A 25980-nucleotide genomic window follows, 5' to 3' on the forward strand; every position below is an offset into this window, starting at 1 on the left:
GTCTGCCACGCGCAGGTCCTTCCTGTCCGTACGAGCCTCACGGGACTCGCTTCACGGTCAGACCGCCAGCCTAACCGCGCTGCCCTAACCCCGATGCCAAGTGGCGACGCTGCGTCAGGCACATGCGGGCACGCCGGCACCCGACAGATCCGCGACATCGAGCGCTTCGAGGCTCAACGCATGCCGGCCGCGTGCAGGCGTGAGGCCCCGCAGCATCACCGGCGCCCAGTCCAGCGAGACATCGGCTCGCACAGCATCGCCGCGCCGACACACCGTGCAAGCCGGAGCTGCGCAGCCCGGCGGCGGTGCGCACTGCCGGGTCGCACTGTTGCTGAGGGCGCACGCATCGAGCGTGGCTGTTGCCACCCGGCGCGCTTGGTCCGCTGCCTGGTTGCGCAGCCCGAGGGCCTGCGCAGTGTCTGCGGCAGCTGCACTGAACAGCGCGCACATCGTCGCCAGCGCCAGCGAGAGGATCGGTGCGCTCACTGCGGCGCTGCCAGATCGCCGGGCACGGCCGCCGCTGCCCGAGCCCGGACGGTGTCGGCGAACAGCGGCGACACCGACAGCGGGCAGTCCACTTCGACGCTGACGGCCGCGGGCGCGCCGTCGCTCCGCAGCCGATGCACGGTCGCTTCTACCTCGAAACCGGGATCAGCGGTGTCGCAATCGGACACTGCCGCAGCACCCACGATGCGCTCGGCGACGGCCTGAACGGCGCGCTGCATCTCGGCCGCATCGACGCCGTCTGGTGGCGACGCTACGGCGCCGGCGGCGTAGTGCGCCGCCTCGATGCCTGCCGCGCGAACGCTGTGAGAGGCACGGGTCGCGTCGCCTGCGTAGTCCACCAGCCAGACGCCGAACACCAGCACCGCTGCGACGCTGAGCATGCCGATGCTCTCATCCATCGACAGACACCCCTCGTGAGCAGGCTCGACCGAGCGAGTCCGCGTGCGCGTGCGGCATCAGCACGGCGGCGGCAGCGGTGCCTGCAACGCTGCGCCTCGTGCGAACGACGGACGGCGGCAGGCCACGCCCAGCGCCCCCGCTGTTGCGAGCCAGCCGTGTGATGCGACGCGGACCGACACGATCACCGAGCAGGTGCCGTCGGTTCGCACCTCGACCGCAGTTGGCGTGACCGACGCGAGCTGCGCGGCACGGCCGGCAGCGGCGCGGGAAGCGGTTGCGAGCGCGTCGGACGGCAGATCGGACTCGGCGCAGGTCCAGTCCGGTGGCAGCAGGTCGGTCACCGCGATGGCTGCCGCGTCGGCAGCGCCCTGCGCCACAGCTGCTCCGACTTGGCGGCCGAACAGCGAGATCACCAGCGCCATGAACACCGCCAAAACGCTGAACAGTCGCAGGATCGACAGCGAGCTACCCATGTCGCACCCGATGTCTCAAACTGTAGAGACGTTGACGTGTCGACCGGACAGCATCGTGCCTGCGGCGATGCAGCATTGGTCGGGCTACCCCTTGCACGCGCCGCCGGCCCAGTTGCCGCCGACGGCATCGCACAGCTGTTTCGTTCTGATCTCTGCGTATTCGACGGAACCGTCGGTTTCGGGGGCGTTTGCCCCGAGCGTCGTCCACATCACTGCCACGACCAGCACCGAAGCGGCGACGGCGGCGGCAATGAAGATCAGCTTGGTGACTGGTGAGTCCATGGTGGTGCTCCTTGTTTGTTTCGGGTGGCCTTCGGGGTTTGCTTCGGGTGGCCTTCGGGGTTTGGTTCTGGGCTGGCTGCGGTTCGCTTGCTGGGTGGCTGGCGTCTGGGCGGGCCTTTGGTCAGCTGCTCGGCGGCTTCGCTTGCTCCGGTTGCGCAGGGCCAGGACCGGCTGCCCAAGGCCAGACGCTCTGGGACGGCGGCTCAGACGGACGGCAGCGTCATCACGATCGTCACCATCACCATCGCCGAGGCCACGACGGCCAGCAGCGCCGCCGACGCGCCCACGGACCGGCCCAGCCGGTCGATGGCTTCGCGGCGGCGGTCGTCGATGGCTCGGACCACGCGGTCCAGCACACGGTCCAGCAGCTGAGATGCGGCAGCGCCGGACCGTTCCGCCACGTCGACGGTGCGCAGCAGCGACGTGGTCGGTGAGTCCGCCAGCTGCGCGGCAACGGCTGCGAGCGGATCACGGCCGCCGATCACCGCAGCGTTGACCGCACCGGCGGCCGGGGCGAATGCCGGGTCCACCACACGCTCGGCCGCGTCGAGCACGGCCACGCTGATGGGCCGACCCGCCGCAACGAACAGGCGGATGCGACGCAGCCACATCAGCACCGCTCCGTCTAAGCGACGACGATGCCCCGACAGCACGACGGCAGCGATCACCGCCGGCACCGCCCACGACGCAACCACCGCGGCCAGCAGCGCCCAGCCCAGCGCAGCGGCGGGTGCCGCAGTGCCCGCTGTGGGCAGTCGGCCACCGGCCACGAACCCGATGCCGACGGCCGCCACCGCGACAACGACGGTGATCGTGGCCAGGCGAGGCGCACTCCAGCCCAGCGCGGCCAGTCGTCGGCGATTGCGCTGCTTGCGTTCGCTCGTCGAGAGCGAGCTGAGCGCCGCCGCAGCACCGAGACCCGCCACGATCCACAGCGCGCCAACACTCGGCGGCGGCAGTATCCCGGTCATCGCAACATCTCCCACGCCGCGGCCAGCGGCCGGGCGCACACGGCCACCGCCACGACCGTCGCTGCGAGGCCAATGCGTTGACCCTGCGGACCGCTCAGCCACGCCCACGCGTCGGGGCTGACCAGCGCACTGCCCAAGGCAATTGCGGCGCCAAGCGCTGCGGCCAGCCCGAGTTGTGGCAGGTTGGCTGCAACATGACGATGAAAGTGCCGGGCCGTCGCAGAAGCCTCCGCTGCCTCGGCTTCCACGACTTCCAGGATCGGCACCCATTCGCCTCCGCTGGAGGCCGCTACCGCCACGGCATCGGCCAGCCACGCAGCCACTGCGCCCTGCTCGCCGCGTGCGAAGCGCACCGCAGCCGCCTCGACCCCGATGCTGCGGCATTCGGACACGAAATTGGCCACGGTGGGCCCAATCGGCCCAGACGCCAGCGGTGCCGAGGTCTCCAGCGCGTCCACGACGGTTCGCGAAACCTGTGCCTGGTTGGCCAGCACGGCGGCGAACTGCGCGACGGACTCCGCGGCGAGCACACGCTGGCGGCTGCGCACAACCACCGCGGCGCACCACGTACACATGCTGGCTACCGCGCCGGTCAGCCCGGCCGCTGCCGGGCCGAATGCCAGCCCGGCAACGAACGCTGCAACCCCGCTCGTCAGCCAAGGCCAGCGAACCGACGAACGCTCTGGGTGCGGTCCGGCGGCGCGCCGTTTCGCGCCGAGTTCGCCGAACAGGATCCACAGCGCGGCACCCGCGCCGACCATGCCGACAGCGACCGGCTTCAGCACGCCGCGTCCTCGGCGACGAGCGGCTCATAGGGCGGCGGGTTGTCGATGGGAACCAGCGGGCCCGGATCCCACATGACTTCGCTCCGCTCGGCTCGCTCGCACGACGGCGCGTCGAACAGCGGCCCGCTCAGCAGCGGTCCGTCGTGAGCGCCCCTAGCGCTGGTCGATGCGCTCGCATGCGTCCCTGCGCCATGATCTGTCGATCCGTTGCGCGCATCCGCAGCACCCACCGACACAGCCGCAGGCAATGCAACACCGTGAGGTGCCGACCCGTCGCGCAACGCTGCAGCGCGCACCGCAGCCGGCGAAGGCTGCAGCGCGCTGTCGGGAGCGGGAGCATCCACGATGCGCGAGAACAGCGTCGCGCCGATGGGAACGCCGATGTCGTCTGCCGCGACCCCGGCGGCTGCGTAGACCGCAGCCACTCGCCCCACCGGACGGCCGCGAGGCGTCGCCCAGCGGTCTCCCGGGTGCAGCGCCCACAGGCAGGTCGTGGAGATGACTCCCGTCATCTGGTCGATGCCAGTGAGCTGGGTGACGTCTGCGACAACACGATCGCCTGCGTCATTGCGGCCGAGCCACACGCACAGGTCCACTGCTGAGGCGATCTGGCGGCGGGCGTAGTCCGGCTCGGCGCCTTCCGAGCACGCGTACGCCACGAGCTTTTCGAGCACGCCCTGGCCGGGCTGGGAATGCAGGGTGACCAAGCAGCCGTCGAGCCCGGAGGACATGGCGTCGAGCAACGCCTCGCAGCCCTCGCCGCGGATCTCCCCCACCACCAGCTTGGCGGCATTCGCTCGCTTGGCGTCCCGGATGTGATCTGCCATCGAGTGGCGTCCGTGGCCGTCCTGATTGGGATCGCGGGTCAATCGCTCGTAGGTGTTCGGGTGGATGCCGTATTCGTGCAGGCGCAGCTCGGGCGTGTCCTCGATCGTGTCGATGCGCTCGTGAGCGGGAACCGCGGCGAGCAGCGCTTGGCACAAGGTCGTCTTGCCGCCGCCCATCGCCGCGGCGACCACCACATTGGCCCGCACGCGACCGGTGATGGCCTCGACCAGCAAGCTGTTGAGTTCAGGCGAGGCGACACCGAGCTCGTCGAGCCGGATGCGGCCGGCCATGTTGGAACGCAGCACCACGTTCGGCGGGCTGGTCACGAACGCCTCGGCGTGCAGGCGCCAGCGGTCTCCGACGCGCACGTCGAGACGCGGGTCCAGCTCGTCGAAGCGCTGCGGACGATCGCCGGAGTAGCCGGCGAGAAACCGCACTGCCTCGATGAGGTCCTCGTCGGCGCTGAACGGCGAAGGCCGACGTTCTACGCGGCCGCCGGCATATTGCACCAGCATCGACTCGCCGCCCCGAATCTGAAACTCCTCAACATCGGACTCGGCCAGCAGGTCCTCCAGTGCGTCGGTGGCAGCGCGTGCGGCATTGCGTCGCCGCACCGCACCGTCGGAGCGGTCCAGACGCTGAGGTGCGCATGCTGCGCCGGTCAAGGCGCCGCCCAGCCGCTGGACTCTGCGGGTGGCGCCGCGAGTGCCCAGCCGCTTGAGGCGCACGACCCGATCCGCCCTGAGCACCTCGGAGAGCTCGCCGGTGGGATCGCCTCGGCCGCCGCTGGGCGCAGGAAGCCACACCGCGACCCGCGGCACCGCGGCGGCCGCGGCCGCTTGCCATGCCAGCGCCCCATGGTGCCGATCGTCGCCTCGCGCCGCAGAGACGCCGACGCAGGTGCCGAGCAGCAGCACGATCTCGACGGCGGCTGCAGCGGCTGTGTGTATCGCGTCGCGCTCTGCGCTGCTCGTCAGCCACACAACGCACGGTTCGCCCGAGGACTCGGCAGGCGACATCGACGCCGTGTGGGCCCACACCGAGACCTCGCCGGCTGCGGCGGACATTCCTGCGCACAGCGCTTCACAGAACCAGTCGCGGGTGGGCACGGCCACGGCATCGTCACACAGCACGAGCAGCACGATTCAGCCTCCGCCGGCTGGAGCAACAGGGCCCGACCCAAACGGGTTCGGCACGACTCGGTTCGCAGACGTGGCGCCCGGACTGCGGCACAGCGGCCACCCATCGGGCGGCGCCGGCCAGACCACGAGGCCGTCGAGACCGGCGGCCGCTGCCAGCCGCGCCGCAGCGGGCGCATCGACGCGCACCACGACGCTGCCCTCAGCGCCGTCCACCAGCGTGGTCACCTGCAGTGCGCAGCCGCCCAGCACGTCGGCCACCACCGCGACGCTGCCGGCGCTGGGCGCTGCCGTCGGCCACGCGGAGGTGTCGGCCTCGAATCGCATCGCAGTCAGCCCGCCGCTGACACCGGCGGGGTCAGCGAGCAGTTCGGGCGTCACGAACGTCCCCGAGGGAAGGTCGTGGCTCGAAACGCTTTCCGCGATGGCCGTGAGGTCAGCGAACCGTTCGGCGAGCGGCTGAGCCACTTCGATCACCTCGAAGGCGCCCGGCGGCTGACCTGCGCTCCACGGCTCAGACGCAACCGCTACCAGCACTCCCGGCGGTTCGCGGTGGGGGCGACCCCACAGCCAGACGGCCGCGACCACGGTGGCGACGATCAGTGCGGCGACCGCGAGGCGCCACGGCTCCGGTCCTCGCCGCTGCGGACCGGCGGGCCCAGCGGCTGACCCTGTCGCGGGCATCGCAGGCCGCTCCTGGCCTGCGTACGCGGTCGGCGCAGTGAAGCTCACGAGCCGTTCCCGCTGCGGTCCAGGGTGATTCGGTCGCTGGCGTAGTCGCCGGTCGAGCGAATCCAGTCCACCCCCGAACCCGCCGGCATCCAGCACGCATCGTCGGCCGTCGGCTCGCCCGAGGCGCCGCGTGCGGGGCTCGGTTCGCCCAACGGTTCATCGGGAAGCTGCTCGAGCTCGAAGCACATGGCGGCGTGCCAGGCGTACGCCGCAGAACGCACCAGCACCCAGCCGCACGACGCCGCGGCGTTCGGCCCCGCCGCGTCCGCCACAGCGCACACGACCTCGCCGGGCACCGCTCCGGCCCGATGCCAGCGCCTGAGGGTGTCGCGTTCCTGCGCGCTCAGCAGCTCCCAACGCTCCAGCAGGTGCCCCATGCCGGTTCCCGCCCGCATCGCGTCGCGCTCAGCAGGCACCCACGGTCGCTGGTCCGCCCAGCCGACGCGCACCCAGGTGGCGATCCAGCGGCAGCCGGACTCGTCGACGTCGACTGGGCCTCGAACCTCGGCCCAGCCGCGGCCGGGTGCCACCTGCAGGTAGCGCCCGCCGCCGGGCAGGTGCTGCTGCGGGGAAGGCGCGCCGCCTGCCGATCGAACGTGGGAGCCCAGCCCCAGCGCCGCGAGCGCACGCTGTGCCGATGCCGGCGGCGGCATTGACGGGCAGTCTTCGTCCGATGGTGCCGGCGTGGCTGCGGGAGGCGGCTCGTGCGCAGGAGGCGCCGTGGTCCGCGTCGGCGGCTGTGGTCGGCGGAGCGGCACGGTGGTGCGGGTGGGCGCTCGCCCGGCGGCGGAAGGCACAGTGGTCGAGGTGCTGGTCTCGCCGCTGACCGCAGCAGTGGTCGATGTCGACGCCGTCGTCGTGGTCGATGTGGGGCTCGATGTCGAGGTGGTGATCGTGGACGTGGTCGTGGTGTCCGGGGAGGCCGCGTCGGGCTCAGCAGCGGGCAGACAGGCGTAGTCGTTGGAACCGTCGATGCGCGTTCGGACGTAGCGGGGCAGCTGGGCGAAGCTGGAGCAATCGAAGATGCACACGCGGTACGTCTCGGGGCCACGAACCCGGTGGACGTGCTCTTGAATCTCGGTCTTCGCCAATTGGCCGATGGCAGGGCAGTAGGTGCGAATCGTGGTCTTCTCGCAGTCGCCGGGAGACGTGCACTTGGTGAGCAGATCCGTCGGGGTCACGCAGCTGCCGCCATGGTCGGGCCGATAGCTGGTGCCGTCGATGCCGTCGCACACCTCCGGGTCGCTGTTCCACGTGCGTCCGGGCATCTCCCCGCAGGGCACGTACGACAACAGTCCATTGGCGCAGCGGTGTATTCCCAGCTCCGCCAGACGTTCGTCGCTCTCGCTCGCGAGGTGAGCGGGCGGACGTGCAGTGCCGTCACGCGAGGTCCCAGGACCGCCTTTGTCGTCGTGGTCGATGCCGGTGTCTGCGCCCGGCGCGGGCGTGCGACACGTCAGCGCGGACAGGCCGGCGCCGCCCAGCGCGTCGGCATAGCGCGGGACTGAACCCGCCGGGCAGCTCTGGCTCGCGGGAGCAGACGGGGCACCCAGCACCGTGCGCTGACACTCACTGCCGACGGTCCGCCAGCCTGCACCGCACGGGCCCAGCCGTGCGGGCGACGTCACCCAGCGGGTCGCGGTCTCCAAGACCCGCTCTGTCGTGTAGTGCCGGTTGGCCACGCGATCCCAGTAGCCGGTCTCCACCTCGCTGTACACCGGCACCTCGCGCCAGTAGCCAGGGATCGTGACCTTGGTCGAGAGCCGATACTCGTACACAGGCACGGTGCGACAGGCGTAGGACGTCAAAGAGATCGGGTCGAAGTTGCAGCGCCGTTTGGTGCCGACCCTCACCCGAACGGGTGGCACCAGCGGCTCGACGTAGGTGCGCGGCTTCACCCAGACACGATCGGTACCGGTGCGGACCCTCTTGGTGCCCGTCGGCATCCACACCCGGTCGTAGGTGGTGTGGCTGTAGACCTGCCGCGTCCTTCCGGTGTCCACGGTCGTGGTCACCCGATACTGGCACACCGAGCCGCCGTAGCGACCGGCGACCAGCGTCGAGCCGGCCGGACACCACGAGGAGCGGGCCACGGTCTGGGTGCGGGGCGTGAGACATCGTCCGCTGCCGCTGTCGAGCACCATGCCGCCGCTGCAGCTCAGCACGGGCGTCACCGCAGTCTGGGCTGCCGCGTCGTCGCCGCTGGCAGCGAGGACTGCGCTGCCGAGCGCGACGAGCGCCACCACGAGGTGCCACCCGCCGGCGCGTCGCACGCCGGCGGCCGACGGCGCCGGGCGAACCCAGGTCACGACGAGCCCCCAGCCGAGGGCAGTTGGGCCTCAGACAGCGACGCGGCGGCCGGCCACCAGTAGCGATCGGTCTGCGGCGGCCAGCCGGCTTCGGGACACGGCGGCATCGGCCGCGGGTAGGCGCGCTCGGACTCGGTGAGCGGCAGCGAGCCCGGCGGCCACGGCTTCTTTGCTCGCCGCTCCACTGGCCGTGCCAGCGCCTCATCGATGACGCTGGGGTCGCCAGAGCAGCCGAACACCACCTCGAACGACTTGAACGGCGAGAGGTACATCCGTTCATGCCAGCTCGCGCCGGGATCCCAGGCAGTGGCCGACAGCTCGGAGGTCACCGCAGGCGCCGCGGCGGCCAGCGCCCTCCACTGCGCAGACGTGCAGTGCGGCTCGAGCTCAGGGCGATGCAGCTCGCCGTCGACCAGCGTGCCGACAGGAATGCCGGCTTGGCACCACCACTCCAGGTGCCACCGGTGATCGCGGTGTGCCGTCCACGCCTCTCGCTGGGGCACGTCCACCCATTCACGGACGGCAACCCACCGATTGCGCACGCCCGAGGCCCACACCCGAGGCTCGCTCCAGTCGACCGACGCAGCGTCGGCTTGCTGGGCGTCGGCGAGCCACTGGCGCGCGCGCTCGAAGGCGTCGCCGTCGCAGCCGCCCTCGAACAGCTCATTGCGAAGCACCCTGAAGCTGAGGCGGGACCACGTGAGCCACATGGCTTCGACTTGCGCCGGATGGTCGGTGCCGGCGTCGAGGCGTTCGCCCGACGATGCGTCGACGAGGAACGACTGCCCCGGCGGGTGACAGATCACCGCCAGCGCCTGTCCGGCAGCGCTGAGGTCGCCAACCCAGGCCCGCTCGACCGGCGGGAAGGCGAACTCCAGGCGCAGGCCGCGCGCCCACAGCGATTCGAGCTGGCGCGTGCGATGCGATGCCGTGTAGACGCCCGGGATGATGGTGGCCAGGTCGCTGCAGGCTTCCCACAAGGACGCCGGGCCGGTGCTGACCGCGGCGTGGCCGACCAGCGAGTCCGTGACGGCGCCGTGAGCGGCCCTGAGGGTGAGCCAGCGCTTGGCCTGCGCTGACCAGTCGCCAGGGAAGAACCCCATGTCGGTCAGGCTGTGGCCGCCGAGCGCCAGCTCCATCGGCTCGCCGGGGCTGTAGACGAGCAGCTTGGCAACGTCGTTGACGGTCGTGCCCCACGAGTGCATCGGCCGATCTCCTGGCGACCGCATGCCCAGGATGAATGCCTCCACGGCGGCGGCTGCGCGGTCGCGCTGCTGGGCGCTGTCGCCGACGTCGATTCCCAGCGCCTGCGGTGTGGGATGCGGCGGGCACAGCGCTGCGTGGTCGTAGGCAGCGCTGCGATCTGCGGACAGTCGCGTCTGGTAGTCGAGGCCGGACGGGTCGATCACCAGCTCCCAGGCGGTCTCGGTGCCCGCACGTCGCCGCGCGATCCCTTCTCCTTGTTCCAGCGCGTCGCGTGCATCCGCCAGATACGGCGGCATCGCTTCCCATTCCCGACGCTGATCGACGACGTAGCGCAGACCAGCCGCCACGTCGTCGCTCAGAGCCGAGCGCGATCCTCTCGCGGCAGGCTCGGCGACGGGCGCCGCAGCAGCCTCTGCAGCGGCCAAGGCCTCGGGATACGGCGGCCAGGGCACCCAGATGCGCCCGCTGCCGATGTCGACGGCGCCAGGCAGCGGCGGCGACTGCAACTGCTGCTTGCGCACCGGAGTCGGGAAGCTGCCGTCGCCGGCGATGATCGGCCGTGCTTCGGTGACGTCTCGCGGGAGCGGCGATGCGTCGCTCGACTCGGTGACAGCAGTGCTGGGCGCAGCCGAGATCGGCGATCCGGTGTCGGCAGGCGCAGCCTGGTCGCCGCTGCATGCTGCGCCGAGCACCATCGCCGTCGCTGCGAACGCCAAGCGTCCGCCGCCCATGCCTGCGCCACCTGCGTTGCCTGCGCCGCCTGCGTTTCGCCTTCGTCGGATGACCATCGCACCGCTCCCCAGAGCTCGCTGCCCGCAGCCGTCTCGCTGAGTCGAGACCGACGCTGAGGCAATGCAGTGAGTTCTAGATGAGCGATGTCATGCATTTCCAATGGTTTTCAATGCTCACCGTTTCGCCGTCTCACGACGCTCAACGCTGCAAGACACCCAGCACTTCACGGCGCACAGGCTTGGAGACGTTCAGCGCTTGGACAGCACCGCCCCGGCCACGCCACGGCGGCCGGCAGCGCACCCAGCGACGGCTGCGGCGCTGCTACGGGCTGTCGAGGGTGTCGAGGCTGTCGAGCGCGGCGGCGAGCACGCCGTTCACGAATGCCCCGCTGCGGTCTGTCGCACCCAGCCGGTGTGCCAGCTCGACGGCTTCGTTGATGACGACTGCGGCAGGGGCAGCGCCGCGGTCCAGCTCGAACAAGCCCTGCAGCAAAATCAGCCGGTCGCAGGCGCCGAGGCGGCCCGGCGACCACCCCGTGTTCAGCAACTGCCCGAGTCGCGCGGTCAGCTGGTCTCGGCGGTCCGCGACGCCAGTGGCGAGTTCGCGCGCGAACGTGTCGAGGTCGCTGACTTGCTCGGCCAGCACCTCTGCCAGGCTGCAGGACTTCATCTCGGCCTCGTACAGCAGCTCCACCGAGCGCTGACGCGCCTCTCTGCGACGGGTCGGCTCGTCGGGCGCCGCGAACGGGTCGCTTGAACGGCTCATCGCAGGGAACCTGCGGTTCAGCTGCGGGCCCGCTCGATGTAGTCGCCGTTGCGAGTGTCCACCTTCAGCCGCTCGCCGGCCTCGATGAACAGCGGCACCTGGATCACCAGCCCGGTGGACATCGTGGCCGGCTTGCGGGCGCCCGACACCCGGTCGCCTTGCACGCCGGGATCGGTGTCGGCCACCTCGAGCACGACCGACGCAGGCAGTTCCACGCCCAGCACCTCGTCGCCGTGCCGCACGACGGTGGCCGTCTCGCCCTCGACGAGGAAGCTCGTGGCGCCGGCCGCCGCCGTGCGGCTGACCGGGAGCTGCTCGTAGGTGTCGGTGTCCATGAACACCAGCGTCTCGCCGTCCGCGTACAGGTACTGCATGTCGCGGTGGTCGATGACGGCTCGCTCCATGCGCTCGCCTGCCCTGAACGTGCGCTCGAGCGTGGCGCCTGTGCGGACGTTGCGCAGCGTGGTTCGCACGAAGGCGCCGCCCTTGCCCGGCTTGACATGCTGGAACTCCGCCAGCTGGAACAGGCCGTCGGCCAGCTCAAGCGTCATGCCGTTGCGGAAATCCGCCGTGGAGATGGCCATGTCAACCTCGCGGGGTCAAGCTCGACGCGGGGCCGTCCCGCACCGGGCGGTCGCTCAGGCTCATCGGCCGCAGTCCGGCAGCGTGCCGTGCGCACGATGAGCGACCAGACGGTACAGGCGACGCACCAGTGCCGACGCGCTCAGGGCGCGTGCGGAGGGTCGCCGGCAGCGTCGGGTGGCAGCGCGCCGGCCTGCGCGACGTCTGTTGCGGACGCGGCTGCGGCGACGGCCAGCTCCACCGCTCGCGGGTAGCCGGCAGCGCCCTCCCCCGCCACCCGCGCGCAGGCCAGCGGCTCGACCACCGACAGGTGCCGCCACTGCTCGCGCTCGCGGGGCTCGGACAGATGCAATTCCACGATCGGGCCCTCGAAGGCGGCGAGCGCATCATGCAGCGACCATCCGTAGTGGGTCAGCGCGCCGGGGTTCACCACGATGGCCGCGACCCGGCCGATGCCTTCGTGGACTGCGTCGACGAGGTCGCCTTCGTGGTTGCTGTGGCGGTGTTCGAGGTCCCATCCGTGCGCGGTCGCGGCCCGGCGTGCCGCCCGCACGTGGTCGAGCAGCGTCTCGGTGCCGTAGATCTCCGGTTGGCGGGTGCCCAAGAGGTTCAGGTTCGGACCCGACAGCAGCAGCACGACTCGGCGAGGCATGACGCCGTTCACATCCCTTCGAGCGCGTCGCGCAGCACTGCCGGATCGATGCGAGGGACCACTTCGAGGCCGTCGGGGCCGTCGAGCACGAAGGTGATGCCGTCGACGGATTTCTTGTCCCGCCCGAACAGCTCGATGATCTCGTCGTGATCGATTCCCTGCGGCAGAGCCGTCTCGAGTCCGTACGCGGCGAGCACGCGCTCGTGCTCGGCGACGCGCTCGTCGTCGATGCGCCCGAGCCTGCGCGCGACCAGCGCCGCGTACCGCAGCCCCACGGCTACGGCCTCGCCGTGGCGCAAATCGAAGTGTCCCGCTGTTTCGAGCGCGTGGCCCAGCGTGTGCCCGTAGTTCAGCAGGGCCCGCCGACCGCCCTCGGTCTCGTCCGCGCCCACCACTTCGGCCTTGACGGCGACGCAGGCAGCAACCAGCTCCGGGCGTTCCAAGTCGGCCAGTCCGACGCCTGCGGCCAGTCGGCTGCGCAGCTCGTCGCCCCGCAGTCCGCGCCGCACGAGCCGGTCGCGGCAACGTCCGAGCGGTGAGGCCTGGCGCCCGGCCGTGCCGTTCGCGCCGGGTGAGACATCTGCGGCGCCCGGCGCGGCGTCGCCGGCAGGCCATTGGACATCATGCGCGACTCGCTGGGGTCCGATCAGCGCGGCAGCCTGCGCAGAGCAGCCGATGAAGTGGTACTTGGCGAGCTCGCCGTAGCCGGCCAGCAGCTCTCGCGCCGGCAGCGTGTCGAGCACTGCGGTGTCGCACAGCACTGCGCTCGGCTGCCAGTACGCGCCGATCAGATTCTTGCCCTCGGGCAAGTTCACCCCCGTCTTGCCGCCGACGGCTGCGTCGATCTGGCCCAGCAGCGTGGTGGGGACATGCACCACGGCGACGCCGCGGTGGTAGACCGCCGCCGCGAACCCGGCGACGTCGGTGACCACGCCGCCGCCGACGGCCAGCACGACGTCTTGGCGGGTGAGGCCGAACCGAGCGAAGCCGCTGCAGAGATCCTGCACCGTCGTGATCTGCTTGGCGTGCTCGCCGTCGGGGATCGTGAACGTTCGATGCGCGACGCCCGGGTCCACCTCGACCTCGATGCCGCGTTGGGTGACCAGCGCAGCTCGCCGTGCCTCGGGCGGCATGACGTGCGACAGCTCGGCGCGCACACCCTCGCCGACGAGCACCGGATAGGAACGCTTGCCGAGCGGCACAACCACGATGATCGGTGCTGTCGCCGGCGCGGTCATCGCAGGCGAGGGTAGCGATGCGCCTGCCGCGGCTTCGAGGCTGGCTGCCTGCTCTGCATCGAGCTACCGGGACGGCATCGAGCCGCTGTACTGCCGTTCGGGTGACGCGCCGGTTCGACGGGTCGATGCTCAGGCGGCGAGGCCTGACGGCACTGTCCACCAGGCGGTGGCGAGTGCCCCGGCGACCAACGAGGGACCGAGCGCGAACCGGTGATCGGGGCTGTGGCCCAGTGCTACCACCCCGATGCCGCCGACCGCGGCTGCTATCGCGAAGCCTGCGAGCAGACCGGTCCAGACGGCTGCGAGCCCGCCAAGCCCCAAGTGCAGTCCGAGGTAGGCGCCGAGTCGCACGTCGCCGTAGCCCAGCCCGCCGCGTGCGGCGCGCCAGACGATGCGCATCGTCGCCCAGCCGAGCGCCGACCCGAGGCCCGCCGTCACCGAAGCGCGCCCCAGGCCCGCGATGCCGCCGTCTGCCAGTGCAGCAGCGCACACCAGCGGCACGGCGGCGCACGCGCAGGCGCGCAGCAGCCGCGTGGGGATCAGGTGCGTCCGCAGATCGATGGCCGAGATCAACACGCCGGCCCAGGCGAGTGCGAGCAGCGGCGCGAGGTAAGCGCTGTGGCCAAGACGCAGCGCGAAGATGGCGGCCACGGCGATGCAGGAAGCGACGACCGGCAACGGGTACGCAGCCACTCCGAAACAGCGCCTCGCGCAGCGAACGGCAACAAGGCCGGCTGCCGCCCCTCCCAGCCCTGCCGCTGCTGCCGCCGGAGCTGCGATGCTGAGTTCTGTCACCACCATGGTCATGCTGACTGGCCCCCCTACTGATCGGACTGCGGCCGGCGGGGCCGCTTTGCGCCCGGGGAGCAGGAGCTACCCGGCGATGGCGAGGCCGACGGCTGCTGCCATGGCATCGACAGGAGCGGCATGGCCGGTCCACATGGTGAACTGCTCGGCGGCCTGGAACAAGAGCATTCCGGTGCCGTTGAGCGTCGTCGCGCCCGCGCGGGCGGCAGCATCGAGGAACGGCGTGCGTTGGGGCCGGTAGATGAGGTCGGTCACGGTCTGGCCTTCGCCCAGCAGCGCCGGATCTGTCGGCAGCGGATCGTTGTGGGCCATGCCGAGCGGCGTGGCGTTCACGACGAGGTCTGCGTCGCGCACCGCTTCGGCCGTGCCGACGCTCACGCTGCCCTGTGACGTCCCTGCTGCGGAGGCGGCCACGTTCCCGACTTCGGCTGTGCGTTCCGCGGCAGCTGCCGAGCGATTCACCACCGTCACCGACGCGCCGTGGGCTGCCAGCGCTACGACGACGGCGCGCGCTGCGCCGCCCGCCCCCAGCACCACTGCACGCCGGCCCGTGGGTTCCATCCCCGCTTGTTCGCGCAGCGATCGGATGAAGCCGGTGCCGTCGGTGTTCTCACCGATCAGCCGGCTGCCGTCGCGGCGGATGCAGTTCACTGCGCCGAGCAGCATCGCCGTCGCGGACAGCTCATCGCACGCGGCGGCGGCAGCGTCCTTGTGCGGCATGGTGACCGACAGTCCCTCGATGCCCAACGCCCGCATCGCCGCCACGGCATCGCCGCCCGCGCCGGCGGGCACCTCGAACGCTGCGTAGACCCAGTCCAGCCCCAGTGCAGCGAACGCCGCGTTGTGCAGCGCCGGACTCAGCGAATGCCGCACCGGATACCCGATGACCCCAGCAACACGCGTCCGACCGCTCACCAACATCACGGCCCCATCCCTAGCAGCCCGACACCCGCCACAAGCGCAAGCAACGCGGCACTGGGCCACTCAGTCAAGCGTTCGGCCGCCGAGAGCGCCAACGCGGCCGCTGAGTCCAGCGTCGGGTTTGAGGTCGTCGCAGCGACCTACTGCGTCCGGTTGAAGTCAACACCGAAGGAACGAGGCGGGCCGGAGCCCGCCTCGCAACGTGATGCATATTGCCCCGCCAAGCGGGACTCTGCTTGTTGTTGGCAGCCGGAGCTACCGCCAACCATTCCCTGAGGACAGGCTATCGTGTGTTGCCCACTCGTTCACACGCACCGCTTGAGGGGGCAATCGCATGCTGCGACTCGGACTCGACTTGGGCACGAACAGCATCGGGTGGGTGCTGTATCGGCTGAACAATGCCGAGCCGGTGGAAGTCGTGGCCGGTGGCGTCTCGATTCACAGCGACGGACGCAATCCGAAGAGCCGAGCCTCGAATGCGGCCGACCGTCGCTCCAAGCGCGGACCGAGGCGCAATCGCGATCGCGTGCTCCGCCGGCGCCGACGAGTAGCAGCACGCCTGCGCAGTTGCGGACTGCTGCCTGACGCCTCAGCAGACCGAACGGAATGGCGCCGGCTCGACCCCCTGCGACTGCGAGGGGAGGCACTGGACCGGCCGCTCGAACCCAGTGAACTCGCGCGGGTGCTGCTCTCGTTCGCGGACCGGCGCGGCTTCAAGAGCAACCGTCAGACCGACGGCGGCGAGGACGGCAAAGTCCGCAAGGACAACGCCGAGCTTCAGCGCCGCATCGAGCAATCGGAGGCTCGAACACTTGGCGAGTACCTGTGGCGCCGGCGCCAACGAGGCGAGACGGTGCGCGCCCGGCTCGGCAACGGCCTCTACCCAGAGCGATCGATGATCGAGCGCGAACTCGAAGCGATCCAATCCGCTCAGGCACCTCATCACCCACTTCTGGCCGCAGGCGACTGGGACTTCGTCATCGCCAGTCTGCTCCACCAACGACCATTGCGCCCGGTCGAACGCGGCTGGTGTACATTGTTGGAGGGCGAGCGCCGGATTCTCAAGGCAGAACCGCTGTTTCAGTACTTCCGCATCCTCCAAGAAGTCAACAACGTGGAAGTGACGCCGCCCGGCGAATCCCATCGACCGCTGACTGATGAAGAACGCAGGCGGGCCGCCGACAAGCTGCGTCGCAGCGCCCAGCGCACCTTCGAACAGCTCACGATCGATGCTGGACTGCCAGAAGGCACCCGCGTCAACCTGCGATCGACGGCGCGAGAGAAGCTGGACGGCGACCTCACGGCTAAGGCGCTCCGTTCCAAGAAGTGCTTCGGGAGCACTTGGAACAAGCGCAGCATCATGGATCAGCAGCTCATCGTGGAGCGCCTGCTCGACGAAGCGGACACCGAACGCCTGATTGACTGGCTGATCGACGAGCACGGACTCGACGAGGCTGCAGCAGAAGGCGTCTCAGCCGCCAGGCTGCCGCCAGGCACAGGCAACCTGTCCAAGGCTGCGATTGAGCGACTGCTGCCTCACCTGAAAGCCGGCATGCGCTATCCCGATGCGGTGAAAGCTGCAGGACTGGGCCACCATTCGGATCGCCATGCCGATGCGAGTCATGATCTGCTGCCGTACTACGGCGAGGTGCTGGCTCGGCACGTCACCGGCGCCAAGCCTGGTGCGAGCAGCGACGCGGCACGCTACGGACGCGTCGCGAATCCGACCGTTCATATCGCGCTCGGACAAGTTCGCAGACTGTTCAATGCCATCGTCCACGAGTACGGCAAGCCCAGCCAAGTGGTGGTGGAGCTGTCACGAGACCTCAAGCAAACCGAGGAACAGCGCCGCGAGGACGAGGAACGGCAGCGCCAGAACCGCGCACGCAATGAACGCCTTCGCGACTGCGCGGCACGCGCCGGTTTCCCCGAACCATCTGCCCATCACATGCGCAAACTGCGGCTGTGGGAAGAACAAGGCAAAGCCAACGAGCGAATCTGCCCGTTCACGGGCACAGCACTCTCGATCGAGCGGGTCCTGTCCGCCGAGACTGAGATCGAGCACCTGCTCCCCTACAGCCGTTCTCTCGACAACAGCATGAACAATACCGTTGTGGCCATGCGTTCGGCAAATCGCGACAAAGCCAACCGGACGCCGTTCGAAGCTTGGGGATCTGATCAAGCACGCTACGGCCAGATTCTCGCTTGGGCCAAATCTCTGCCACGAGGCAAACGATGGAGATTCGAGGCGGACGCTATAGACACGTTCAAGAAGGACAACCGCTTCTTGGAACGTCAGCTCAATGAGAATCGCTACTTGTCGCGACTAGTCCGTGAGTACCTCGAGTGTGCAGTAGATCACCGCAATGTCTGGGTAACGCCCGGAAGGATGACAGCACTTCTGCGTCGAGCTTGGGGACTAGAGAGCGTCTTGACAGGTTCAGGCACCAGCGGAAAGAACCGCGAGGATCACCGCCACCACATGATCGATGCCGCAGTTGTCGGCATGACATCACGCTCGCTGCTCCAACGCATAGCCCATGCTTCCGGCCGCGGTGTCGATGTCGAACGAATTGCATCATACATCGAACCGCCGTGGCCGCAATTCCGCAGCGATGTCCAATCACTCGTCGATTCGTGCGTGGTCCGTCACCGACCCGACCATTTCACGGTACTGCAAGACAAGCCACAGCGCCGCACGTCTGGGCGGGATGTCACGAGCGGTGGTCTTCACAACGATACCGCCTATGGCATCGTTGACGGCCCAGACGACAAGGGAATGATGACGCTTGTGGAACGCAAGGACGTCAGTACCGTTGCTATGAATCCGTCGGATCTTGAACGAGTCCGCGATCGCGCGCTCAGAGTCAGGTTGCGTTCGCTCTGGGAACGCGTGCAAACACAACATCCGAGCGAGAGTGAACCTCAGCAGTGGCAGCGGTTCGTTGAGCACATTCGGAAGAAGCTGGGCATACGGCGTCTTCGACTGCTGACGAACATGAAAGAGTCCAGCTTGGCTTTCGTCAGCGACCCCTCTCGCGGCACCTACAAGGCATACAAGACAGACGGCAACGCCTATATGGACATCTGGCTTCTTCCGAACAGCAAGACTAAGGGTGAGACGGTCTCTCGATTTCACGCGCATGATCGTACCTACAGCTCAGAGATCAAGCGCTGTTACCCGACAGCGCGCAAGATCATGAGGCTACACCGCGATGACATGATGGCTGTGGGCACGGGTGACGGCCGCCAGATTTACCGAGTCTTGAAGCTCAGCGGACAGAGTGTGTTTCTCGTTGAGCATCAGCAGGGAGGTCCAGCCAAAGCGATGACCACTTGGAGCAAAAGCGCCGCAAAGCTGCAGGCTGACGGATTCCGAAAGATCAGCGTTGACATCTTGGGACGAGTGCGTGACAGCGGGCCGCCCGACGCGACGGCGCAACGGCGGCCTAAGGATTGAGTCCATGGAACGCCGGGTCCTCGACATCGCGAGCGGTCGGCGCTACCTGTCGAAGAAGCGGGGTTCCCTCGTTGTAGTCAGTCGATCTGATTCAGATGACGATTCGGAGCAGCTCGTGCCGTTCGACGAAATCGAGTCGATCATCGTGCATACGCCGCAAGCTTCCTACTCGAACAGCCTGGTCGTTGAACTCGCCCGCCGAGGCATACCGCTAGTCTGCTGTGACACGCACCACATGCCGGCTGCTTGGCTCTGGCCGATACAGAGCAACTATGAGCAGAGCAGGCGCATGACAGCGCAAGCGGCGGTGCCCGACAATATTCGCACTGCGATCTGGGCAGAGCTGGTGCAGACAAAGCTAGAGGCACAGGCAACGGTCCTCAAGTGCGAGCAGCGTGACCCTACAGCCCTCTACGACTTCGCCGCCCGTGTCTTGCCGGACAATTGCACTGCATTGGAAGCGCACGGAGCGCGGCAGTATTGGACAGCCCTCTTCGGCGAGAGTTTTCGCCGGAGACAGGACGGTTCACCTCCGAATGGTCTGTTGAACTATGGCTATGCTGTATTGCGAGCAACTGCGGCGCGAAGTATCTGTGCTTCTGGCCTGCACCCTTCACTCGGCCTTCAACATCACAACCGTTTCAATGCGTTCTGCCTGGCTGATGACTTGATGGAGCCCTTTCGACCCGCGGTTGACAGAATCGTCGTGACGCTGTGGAATGAGGGACATCGCTCCGTTGATGCCGAGACCAAGCCAGTGCTCGCAACAGCGTTGGCTCGCAGTGTGGACACCAAGCGTGGCACCGCACCGCTCAGCCGCTGCGTCGAATGGGCCGCGCAGTCGCTGACGAGAGCCGTGCTTGAGAGAGTACCCCACATCAGCTTGCCGTCGGGCGAGGCAATCGGCGGATGAGAGAATTCAGCGGGTACAGATTCATGTGGACGATGGTGATGTTCGATTTGCCGGTGCTCACGAAGCCTCAACGCCGACGCGCTACGCTCTTTCGGAACGACCTGCTTGATCTCGGGTTCGAGATGGCGCAATTCTCGGTCTACATGAAGTTCAGCGGTAGCCGGCCCGCCGTCGATGCGCTAGCATATCGGGTACAGTCACGAATACCGCCAGAAGGCAACGTCAGCATATTGTCATTTACCGATAAGCAATACGGTCAAATGCGAGTGTTCAACGGCGGCGCACGCCAAGAACGAGACACTTCACGAGGCCAACTCCTGCTGTTCTAACGGCACCGAGTCACCAGCGAATAGAATGGTCAGCTGCCAAAACGACAGACGTGTCGGTAGTGGCAGAGCCGGAACTTTAGCAGGTCAGGGAATGGTCGGCTGCCAAAACTACCGCGTGGAAGCAAGCAAATACAAGCGTACTTTAGCAGGTCAGGGAATGGTCGGCTGCCAAAACACTCTCGCACATTACAACCGCTTGCGCCGAACTTTAGCAGGTCAGGGAATGGTCGGCTGCCAAAACTGCAACTAGAACCGAGTTCAAGCGTAATCGACTTTAGCAGGTCAGGGAATGGTCGGCTGCCAAAACCCTAGGGGCAAGTACCTACAGCGCTTAGGGACTTTAGCAGGTCAGGGAATGGTCGGCTGCCAAAACAGGCGACGTGGACTGACCTCACTAGCTCACACTTTAGCAGGTCAGGGAATGGTCGGCTGCCAAAACCTGAGGATTCTTCCGTAAAACTGGGTAGAACTTTAGCAGGTCAGGGAATGGTCGGCTGCCAAAACGGCTGACGATGTGCCTCGATGCTCGGCTGACTTTAGCAGGTCAGGGAATGGTCGGCTGCCAAAACAACGGTGGCGGTATTGTGCGCGCAACGTATACTTTAGCAGGTCAGGGAATGGTCGGCTGCCAAAACTTATCAGAGAGACAAGCAGAACAGCAGAAAACTTTAGCAGGTCAGGGAATGGTCGGCTGCCAAAACTCATATGCCGAATGCCCGGCCATTCTGACAACTTTAGCAGGTCAGGGAATGGTCGGCTGCCAAAACAAATCAAACCAAAGGATACTCTGACAATGAACTTTAGCAGGTCAGGGAATGGTCGGCTGCCAAAACTTATGTTCGACAGTACCAAGTTTCATTTGCACTTTAGCAGGTCAGGGAATGGTCGGCTGCCAAAACCGACCGCAGCGGGGCTGGCCGGGCCTGCGATGTGCTGAATGGCCGCGTCGCTAGCGCTGTGTCGTGCCTCGGGAGGGGCGGCACTGGAGCACGCAACGAAGGCTGCGCAGGCGTTCTCCGCACGCTCGGCGGGCTCAGCCGCAGAGGCCTCGTGCTTGGCAGAGGGCCTTGTCGCGCTGGAACTGCTCGTCGGTCTCGGAGAACGACAGGGTGCCGTCCGCGTCGGTGAGCACGAAGTACATCCACGGCCCGTCCGCGGGATTCAGCGCCGCTTCGAGCGACGCGCGGCCAGGCGCCGCGATCGGTGTCGGCGGCAGCCCCGTCAGCACTCGGGTGTTGTACGGCGAATCCACCGCCAGCAGTTCCGCAGTGAGCTCCGACGTGCCCACCGCGTAGACGACGGTCGCATCCAGACCGAGCGACCAGCCCTGGGAAAGCCGGTTGTAGATCACCCTGGAAACTCTGGCTCGGTCCTCAGGCCGCTGAGCCTCCCGCTCGATCATGCTCGCCACGATCAGCGCCTCATAGGGCGTCAGACCCACCCGCCGCGGCGCCTCGTCATAGCCCAGCTCCGTCAGCACGGCGTCCAGCCGGTCGGTCATCAGCGCCACCAGCTGCTCCGCGGTGGTCTGAGAATCCACAAAATACGTGTCGGCGAAGAGCTGTCCCTCGGCAGGGTCGATGACCCCAGCGGGCAGCACGCTCGGCGCAGGCGCCACCAGCGAGAGCACAGCACGCTCCCGCACCGCCGCGCGGAACTCCGTGCCGCTGAAGCTCAGGTCCTGCGCTTGGTCGAACAGGTCGGCCATCTGCGCCACCGTCCAGCCCTCGGGAATGGTGAGCGACTGCTGATCGGCTTGCGCAATGCGACTCGGCCCCGCCTCGAGCACCGCCAAGGTCTCCCACACCGACGAATTGGCTTGGAAGGTGTACTCGCCGGCTTGGAACGCCGGTCCGCCCTTGATCCTCACGTACCACTCGTAGGCCCGCGAACTCGGCACTACGCCACGCTCGGCGAGCAAGTCCGAGATGCTCGCCGTGCTCGACCCGAGCGGCAGAGTCAGCACGATCTCGCCAGCGGGCTCGCCAGGGGGATCGAGCTGCTCGCTCACCCAGCGATACGCACGGCTGCCCGCCACCCAGGCAACCACAGCGAGCAGCACGAGAAACAGCACCGCTCCCCACGTGCCAGGGCCGCGACGGGTGCTGACCACCTCGTAGTCGACCCCGCGGCGGCCGCGGACGGCCTGCGCCGACTCGTCTCCGGCACCACCGGCGGCCGACGGGCTCGCCGTGCGCTTCCGCCTGGCACCAGCAAAGACGCCGGCGGGAGGACGCCCGCGGGCGCGGACCGGCGCCGCACGGGCTTGGGGCGACGGGTGTGAGGTGCCGCGGGCAGCCACCGATGGCGCCTGCTGACTTGCGCGGACTCGCACGCTCGGTGTCAGCCCCGGCTCGGCTTCACGAGCACCGTCGCCGGGCGGCATCAGCCCGACGACAGCACCCAGCCGCCCCGCCAGTCGGCGCGTCCCCGACTGCGGCGACGCCCTCACTCCCGCAGCGCCGCTGGCCGAGCTGCCCGAGCTGCCACCGCCGGCAGCTTCGGCGCCGTCAGTCACGCCCGTCGAGCCACGACTGCAAGATGACCGTGGCCGCCACCTTGTCGACGACTCTTCGCCGCGCTGGGCCGCGCACGCCCTGCTGGGCGAGCATGCGTTCAGCGCTCACGGTCGTGAACCGCTCGTCGTGCAGCACGACAGGCACCTCAAGCGCAGCGGCAATTTCCTCAGCCTCAGCGCGCACACCGGCTGCAGCCGGCCCTTCGCTGCCGTCGAGCGAGATCGGCAAGCCGATGACGACCACCTCCGCCCCCATCTCAGTGACCATAGCTGCGAGCGCTCGATGGTCACGGGCGCGCCCGCCGCTGCGTTCGAGCACTTCATAGGGCACCGCAACCGGAGCGTCTGCCGGTGCGAACGCCACGCCGATGCGCACCGCACCCAAGTCCACCCCCGCAGCCCGCATCAGCGGACGCGGCGGCTCACGCCCCGAGTGCCGCAGCTCGGGCCTGGGCCAAGGCGCTGCCGATGCCGTCAGGATTGCGGCCCCCGGCAACCACTAGCGGCGGGTCGCCCTTGGCGCCGAAGCCGCCGCCGACCGTTCGGGCCGCATCGCGCAGCAGATCGGCCGCAGACAACGAGCCGTCGGGGTCCACCGCTGCCACCAACGCCACTCCGCCCGCCGCTGGCGCAGAGGCCAGCACCACTGCGCGGATGCCGTTGCGGTCACGCACCGACACTGCAAGGTCTCGCAGCGCGTCACGTTCGAGATCGCCGAGATCAGCGACCACCACGCCGTCGTCGGCGTTGGCCGCCAAGTCCTCGGCCTGGCCTGAGGCGATGGAACGCTGCAGGTCCCGCACTTGGCGGCGCAGGTCGCGGGTCTCGTCCAGCCGTCGCTGCAACGCCCCAGCGAGGTCGTCGGGCGGCGCATTGAGCAACTGCGCCAGCGAGTCCAACGTGTCCTCAGCGTCGGCAAGCCGATCGACCGTCGCAAGACCAGTGACCGCCTCGATGCGACGCATGTTCGAACCGATGCTGGATTCGGAGACGATGCGCAGATGCCCGATATCGCCCAGGGCGTCCACGTGAGTGCCGCCGCACAGCTCCGTGGAATGCTCGCCCGCCTCCAGCACCCGAACGACATCGCCGTACTTGTCGCCGAAGAAGGCAATGGCGCCGATGGACTTGGCATGGCTCATCGAGGTCTCGTAGTGGCGGCATCGGCCGTTGGCGATGATCTCCGCGTTCGCGACGCGCTCGATCTCGCGCAGCTGACTTCGGCTGACGGCTTCGTAGTGACTGAAGTCGAAACGCAGGCGATCGGGGGCCACCAGCGAGCCCGCCTGCTTGACGTGCTCGCCCAGCACCTCTCGCAGCGCCCAGTGCAGGACGTGGGTGCCAGTGTGGTTGCGCCGAATGGCGGACCGCCGCTCGCCGTCGATCTCGGCTCGCACCAGCGATCCGGCCGCCACGCCCTCGCCCACGACCCGGCCGAGATGGCGGTGCAAGTCGGCCAGCGCGAAGGTGCAGTCGATCACCTCGATGTCCCCGGCGGGACCGGCGATGGTTCCGATGTCACCGATCTGCCCGCCGCTCTCGGCGTAGAAAGGCGTGCGGTCCAAGAACACCTCCACCAAGCGCTCATCCGCCCCGCCGGGCTGCGCGGCACTCATGTCGCCGCCGCCACCCGACGCAGCGTCGAACACCGCCAAGACGCGGGCATCGGTCACCGTCGACGCGTGCCGAACGAACTCGGTCGGCCCGAACTGAGACACCAGCTCCCGATAGCGCTCGTCGGCGAAGGTCGGGCCGCCGGCTCGCCCAGCGCGGGCACGCTCGCGCTGGCCCTCCATGGCAGCCTCGAATCCGTCCCGGTCGAGGCTGACGCCGCGTTCGGCCAGAATCTCCTCGGTCACCTCCACCGGGAATCCGAACGTGTCATGGAGGCGGAACGCCACGTCGCCCGCGAGCATCATCGAGCGCTCGCCCGCAGCGGCGTCGGCCTGCGAAGCACCCGACCCGGCGTCGGCGCCAATGCGCTCGAGCTCCTCGTCGAGAATTCGCTGTCCCGCAGCGAGCGTGGCCCGGAAGCGCTCCTCCTCGCGGGTCACGACGTCGATGATGAACTGGCGTTGCTGGACCACGTCGAGGTAGTGGTCGCCCATCACGTCCACCACCACCTCCACCAGCCGCGGCATCACCACCTCGGTGACGCCGAGCACCCAGGCGTGGCGCACAGCACGGCGGATGATCCGCCGAAGCACGTAGCCACGGTCCTCGTTGGACGGGAAGACCCCGTCGGAGATCAGCATCGCGGTCGTGCGCGCGTGGTCGGCGAAGATGCGCATCGACACGTCCGTCTCGGGATCGGCGCCGTAGGCGGTGCCGCAGATGCGCTCGGCCTCAGCCAGCAGCGGCGCGAACAGGTCGATGTCCCAAGCGGAGGGCACACCCTGCAGCACCGCCAGGATGCGCTCCAGCCCCGCACCGGTGTCGATCCCAGGCGCCTCCAGCGGCGTCAGCTCGCCGGCGCCGTCAGCAGCGAACTGCATGAACACCAGATTCCATATCTCGACGAAGCGGTCCTCGCCACCGTGCGCCGGACCTCCGTCGTCGCCGAACTCCGGTCCGAGGTCGTAGAAGATCTCGCTGCAGGGCCCGCACGGCCCCACATCGCCCGCAGCCCACCAGTTGTCCCCCTCCAGCCGCTGAATGCGCTCGGCCGGGACGCCGACGCCCGAGCGCCAAATCTCGGCGGCATCGTCATCGCTGACATGCACCGTCACCCACAGCTTGTCCCGCTCGAGGCCGAGCACCTCGGTGACGAACTCCCACGCCCACGGGATCGCTTCGGCCTTGAAGTAGTCGCCGAAGCTGAAGTTGCCCATCATCTCGAAGAAGGTGAAATGGCGGTTCGTGCGGCCGATGTCGTCCAAGTCGTTGTGCTTGCCACCCGCCCGGACACACTTTTGAATCGTGACCATGCGGCGCGTCGGCGGCACCTCCTCGCCGAGGAAGTACGGCATGAACGGCACCATGCCGGCCACGGTGAACAGCAGTGAAGGCTCGTGCGGAATCAGGCTCGCAGAGTCGCGAACTTCGTGGCCTCGTTCCGCCCAGAAGGAGCGGAATGCCTCACGCAGTTCGCCGGCGAGCACCGCGCAAGGATACTGACGCCTCGGCGCTGTCTCAGGCTGCCTCGTCTCAGGCTGCCTCGTCTCGGGCTGCGTCTCGGCGCTGGCGACGTTGAGCCCAGCGACGATCTCGCTCGTCGCGCAAGCGCTGCTCGGCAATGGCCATCTGGCGCTTGCCGTCCCGCCAAGCCGCTCGCAAGTCGCGGCGCATCTGACGGGCAGTGCCCATGACATTGGCCGTCCCTCGCACTGGTGCGTAACGATCCAGGAGCGAGCGAAGCCGCCGTTGCAGCCATAACGACGCGGCGGCGCCCAGTCCTGCGCCCAAGGTCATCCAGCGCAGCCGTTTCAGCAT

At 68.3% G+C, this 25980-nt stretch carries 23 protein-coding genes and 1 CRISPR repeat array; of the genes, 3 read left to right on the top strand and 20 right to left on the bottom strand.

Annotation, left to right across the window (positions count from 1 at the left end; all coding sequences use genetic code 11):
* Nucleotides 1-114 precede the first annotated feature (114 nt).
* The 16 genes from ACOGI4_RS10635 to aroE form a co-directional block, all read right to left on the bottom strand.
* On the bottom strand, nt 115-486 hold the full coding sequence (locus ACOGI4_RS10635; protein WP_419841643.1) for a hypothetical protein: 372 nt from the start codon (nt 484-486) through the stop codon (nt 115-117).
* Complete coding sequence (locus tag ACOGI4_RS10640) at nt 483-905, bottom strand: hypothetical protein (protein WP_419841644.1); 423 nt, start codon at nt 903-905, stop codon at nt 483-485. The genes ACOGI4_RS10635 and ACOGI4_RS10640 overlap by 4 nt, the downstream gene beginning before the upstream one ends.
* 57 nt (nt 906-962) lie before the next feature.
* Nucleotides 963-1379 carry a hypothetical protein gene (locus ACOGI4_RS10645; protein WP_419841645.1) on the bottom strand — a complete coding sequence of 139 codons (417 nt, stop codon included), beginning with the start codon at nt 1377-1379 and terminating at the stop codon, nt 963-965.
* Between the two features lie 84 nt (nt 1380-1463).
* Nucleotides 1464-1661, bottom strand: a complete 198-nt coding sequence (locus ACOGI4_RS10650) for a hypothetical protein (RefSeq protein ID WP_419841646.1) — start codon at nt 1659-1661, stop codon at nt 1464-1466.
* Nucleotides 1662-1864: 203 nt separating this feature from the next.
* On the bottom strand, nt 1865-2632 hold the full coding sequence (locus tag ACOGI4_RS10655; protein ID WP_419841647.1) for a type II secretion system F family protein: 768 nt from the start codon (nt 2630-2632) through the stop codon (nt 1865-1867).
* The gene (locus tag ACOGI4_RS10660) at nt 2629-3417 is read right to left on the bottom strand and encodes a hypothetical protein (RefSeq protein WP_419841648.1); all 789 of its coding nucleotides are present in this window, start codon (nt 3415-3417) and stop codon (nt 2629-2631) included. Before ACOGI4_RS10660 ends, ACOGI4_RS10655 begins: the two co-directional genes overlap by 4 nt.
* The gene (locus ACOGI4_RS10665; RefSeq protein ID WP_419841649.1) at nt 3411-5387 is read right to left on the bottom strand and encodes an ATPase, T2SS/T4P/T4SS family; all 1977 of its coding nucleotides are present in this window, start codon (nt 5385-5387) and stop codon (nt 3411-3413) included. The genes ACOGI4_RS10660 and ACOGI4_RS10665 overlap by 7 nt, the downstream gene beginning before the upstream one ends.
* A gap of 3 nt (nt 5388-5390) precedes the next feature.
* Nucleotides 5391-6068 (bottom strand): hypothetical protein, encoded by a 678-nt coding sequence (locus ACOGI4_RS10670; protein WP_419841650.1) that lies wholly within the window; start codon nt 6066-6068, stop codon nt 5391-5393.
* 44 nt (nt 6069-6112) lie between these two features.
* Nucleotides 6113-8425, bottom strand: coding sequence for a hypothetical protein (locus tag ACOGI4_RS10675; protein ID WP_419841651.1), 2313 nt, complete (start codon nt 8423-8425; stop codon nt 6113-6115).
* On the bottom strand, nt 8422-10362 hold the full coding sequence (locus ACOGI4_RS10680; protein WP_419841652.1) for a hypothetical protein: 1941 nt from the start codon (nt 10360-10362) through the stop codon (nt 8422-8424). Before ACOGI4_RS10680 ends, ACOGI4_RS10675 begins: the two co-directional genes overlap by 4 nt.
* Nucleotides 10363-10684: 322 nt before the next feature.
* Nucleotides 10685-11128, bottom strand: coding sequence for a transcription antitermination factor NusB (locus tag ACOGI4_RS10685; protein ID WP_419841653.1), 444 nt, complete (start codon nt 11126-11128; stop codon nt 10685-10687).
* A gap of 17 nt (nt 11129-11145) precedes the next feature.
* Nucleotides 11146-11712, bottom strand: coding sequence for an elongation factor P (efp, locus tag ACOGI4_RS10690; RefSeq protein ID WP_419841654.1), 567 nt, complete (start codon nt 11710-11712; stop codon nt 11146-11148).
* A gap of 140 nt (nt 11713-11852) precedes the next feature.
* Complete coding sequence (locus tag ACOGI4_RS10695) at nt 11853-12362, bottom strand: type II 3-dehydroquinate dehydratase (protein ID WP_419841655.1); 510 nt, start codon at nt 12360-12362, stop codon at nt 11853-11855.
* 8 nt (nt 12363-12370) lie between these two features.
* Nucleotides 12371-13600, bottom strand: a complete 1230-nt coding sequence (locus ACOGI4_RS10700; protein WP_419841656.1) for a 3-dehydroquinate synthase family protein — start codon at nt 13598-13600, stop codon at nt 12371-12373.
* A 129-nt stretch (nt 13601-13729) separates the two neighbouring features.
* Nucleotides 13730-14407 (bottom strand): prepilin peptidase, encoded by a 678-nt coding sequence (locus ACOGI4_RS10705; RefSeq protein ID WP_419841657.1) that lies wholly within the window; start codon nt 14405-14407, stop codon nt 13730-13732.
* A gap of 66 nt (nt 14408-14473) precedes the next feature.
* Complete coding sequence (gene aroE, locus ACOGI4_RS10710; protein WP_419841658.1) at nt 14474-15322, bottom strand: shikimate dehydrogenase; 849 nt, start codon at nt 15320-15322, stop codon at nt 14474-14476.
* A gap of 340 nt (nt 15323-15662) precedes the next feature.
* Here aroE and cas9 point away from each other — a divergent pair, with 340 nt between their 5' ends.
* The 3 genes from cas9 to cas2 are packed head-to-tail and all read left to right on the top strand — an operon-like array spanning nt 15663 to nt 20030.
* Nucleotides 15663-18788 carry a type II CRISPR RNA-guided endonuclease Cas9 gene (gene cas9 / locus ACOGI4_RS10715; RefSeq protein WP_419841659.1) on the top strand — a complete coding sequence of 1042 codons (3126 nt, stop codon included), beginning with the start codon at nt 15663-15665 and terminating at the stop codon, nt 18786-18788.
* 4 nt (nt 18789-18792) lie between these two features.
* Nucleotides 18793-19701 (top strand): type II CRISPR-associated endonuclease Cas1, encoded by a 909-nt coding sequence (gene cas1, locus ACOGI4_RS10720; protein ID WP_419841660.1) that lies wholly within the window; start codon nt 18793-18795, stop codon nt 19699-19701.
* A gap of 32 nt (nt 19702-19733) precedes the next feature.
* Nucleotides 19734-20030, top strand: coding sequence for a CRISPR-associated endonuclease Cas2 (cas2, locus tag ACOGI4_RS10725; protein WP_419841661.1), 297 nt, complete (start codon nt 19734-19736; stop codon nt 20028-20030).
* A gap of 73 nt (nt 20031-20103) precedes the next feature.
* A CRISPR array of direct repeats spans nt 20104-20929; the repeat unit is 36 nt; unit sequence ACTTTAGCAGGTCAGGGAATGGTCGGCTGCCAAAAC.
* A gap of 134 nt (nt 20930-21063) precedes the next feature.
* Here cas2 and mltG read toward each other — a convergent pair.
* The 4 genes from mltG to ACOGI4_RS10745 are packed head-to-tail and all read right to left on the bottom strand — an operon-like array spanning nt 21064 to nt 25980.
* Complete coding sequence (mltG, locus tag ACOGI4_RS10730; protein ID WP_419841662.1) at nt 21064-22548, bottom strand: endolytic transglycosylase MltG; 1485 nt, start codon at nt 22546-22548, stop codon at nt 21064-21066.
* A complete protein-coding gene (gene ruvX, locus ACOGI4_RS10735; protein ID WP_419841663.1) occupies nt 22541-22954 on the bottom strand; it encodes a Holliday junction resolvase RuvX in 414 nt (137 codons plus the stop codon). The genes mltG and ruvX overlap by 8 nt, the downstream gene beginning before the upstream one ends.
* Before the next feature lie 16 nt (nt 22955-22970).
* Complete coding sequence (gene alaS, locus ACOGI4_RS10740) at nt 22971-25649, bottom strand: alanine--tRNA ligase (RefSeq protein ID WP_419841664.1); 2679 nt, start codon at nt 25647-25649, stop codon at nt 22971-22973.
* A 46-nt stretch (nt 25650-25695) separates the two neighbouring features.
* Nucleotides 25696-25980 (bottom strand): hypothetical protein, encoded by a 285-nt coding sequence (locus ACOGI4_RS10745; protein ID WP_419841665.1) that lies wholly within the window; start codon nt 25978-25980, stop codon nt 25696-25698.

Origin of the sequence: Candidatus Poriferisodalis sp., assembly GCF_965205175.1 — a bacterium.
In the GTDB taxonomy this organism is placed as follows: Bacteria; Actinomycetota; Acidimicrobiia; order Acidimicrobiales; family Poriferisodalaceae; genus Poriferisodalis.

Excerpts from the sequence above, each read along its gene's own strand:
- ACOGI4_RS10640 (WP_419841644.1), bottom strand. The coding sequence starts at position 905 with ATGGATGAGAGCATCGGCATGCTCAGCGTCGCAGCGGTGCTGGTGTTC.
- ACOGI4_RS10645 (WP_419841645.1), bottom strand. The coding sequence starts at position 1,379 with ATGGGTAGCTCGCTGTCGATCCTGCGACTGTTCAGCGTTTTGGCGGTG.
- ACOGI4_RS10650 (WP_419841646.1), bottom strand. The coding sequence starts at position 1,661 with ATGGACTCACCAGTCACCAAGCTGATCTTCATTGCCGCCGCCGTCGCC.
- ACOGI4_RS10655 (WP_419841647.1), bottom strand. The coding sequence starts at position 2,632 with ATGACCGGGATACTGCCGCCGCCGAGTGTTGGCGCGCTGTGGATCGTG.
- ACOGI4_RS10670 (WP_419841650.1), bottom strand. The coding sequence starts at position 6,068 with ATGCCCGCGACAGGGTCAGCCGCTGGGCCCGCCGGTCCGCAGCGGCGA.
- ACOGI4_RS10680 (WP_419841652.1), bottom strand. The coding sequence starts at position 10,362 with ATGGGCGGCGGACGCTTGGCGTTCGCAGCGACGGCGATGGTGCTCGGC.
- ACOGI4_RS10685 (WP_419841653.1), bottom strand. The coding sequence starts at position 11,128 with ATGAGCCGTTCAAGCGACCCGTTCGCGGCGCCCGACGAGCCGACCCGT.
- efp (WP_419841654.1), bottom strand. The coding sequence starts at position 11,712 with ATGGCCATCTCCACGGCGGATTTCCGCAACGGCATGACGCTTGAGCTG.
- ACOGI4_RS10695 (WP_419841655.1), bottom strand. The coding sequence starts at position 12,362 with ATGCCTCGCCGAGTCGTGCTGCTGCTGTCGGGTCCGAACCTGAACCTC.
- ACOGI4_RS10700 (WP_419841656.1), bottom strand. The coding sequence starts at position 13,600 with ATGACCGCGCCGGCGACAGCACCGATCATCGTGGTTGTGCCGCTCGGC.
- ACOGI4_RS10705 (WP_419841657.1), bottom strand. The coding sequence starts at position 14,407 with ATGACCATGGTGGTGACAGAACTCAGCATCGCAGCTCCGGCGGCAGCA.
- cas9 (WP_419841659.1), top strand. The coding sequence starts at position 15,663 with ATGCTGCGACTCGGACTCGACTTGGGCACGAACAGCATCGGGTGGGTG.
- cas1 (WP_419841660.1), top strand. The coding sequence starts at position 18,793 with ATGGAACGCCGGGTCCTCGACATCGCGAGCGGTCGGCGCTACCTGTCG.
- cas2 (WP_419841661.1), top strand. The coding sequence starts at position 19,734 with ATGGTGATGTTCGATTTGCCGGTGCTCACGAAGCCTCAACGCCGACGC.
- ruvX (WP_419841663.1), bottom strand. The coding sequence starts at position 22,954 with ATGCGGGCTGCGGGGGTGGACTTGGGTGCGGTGCGCATCGGCGTGGCG.
- ACOGI4_RS10745 (WP_419841665.1), bottom strand. The coding sequence starts at position 25,980 with ATGCTGAAACGGCTGCGCTGGATGACCTTGGGCGCAGGACTGGGCGCC.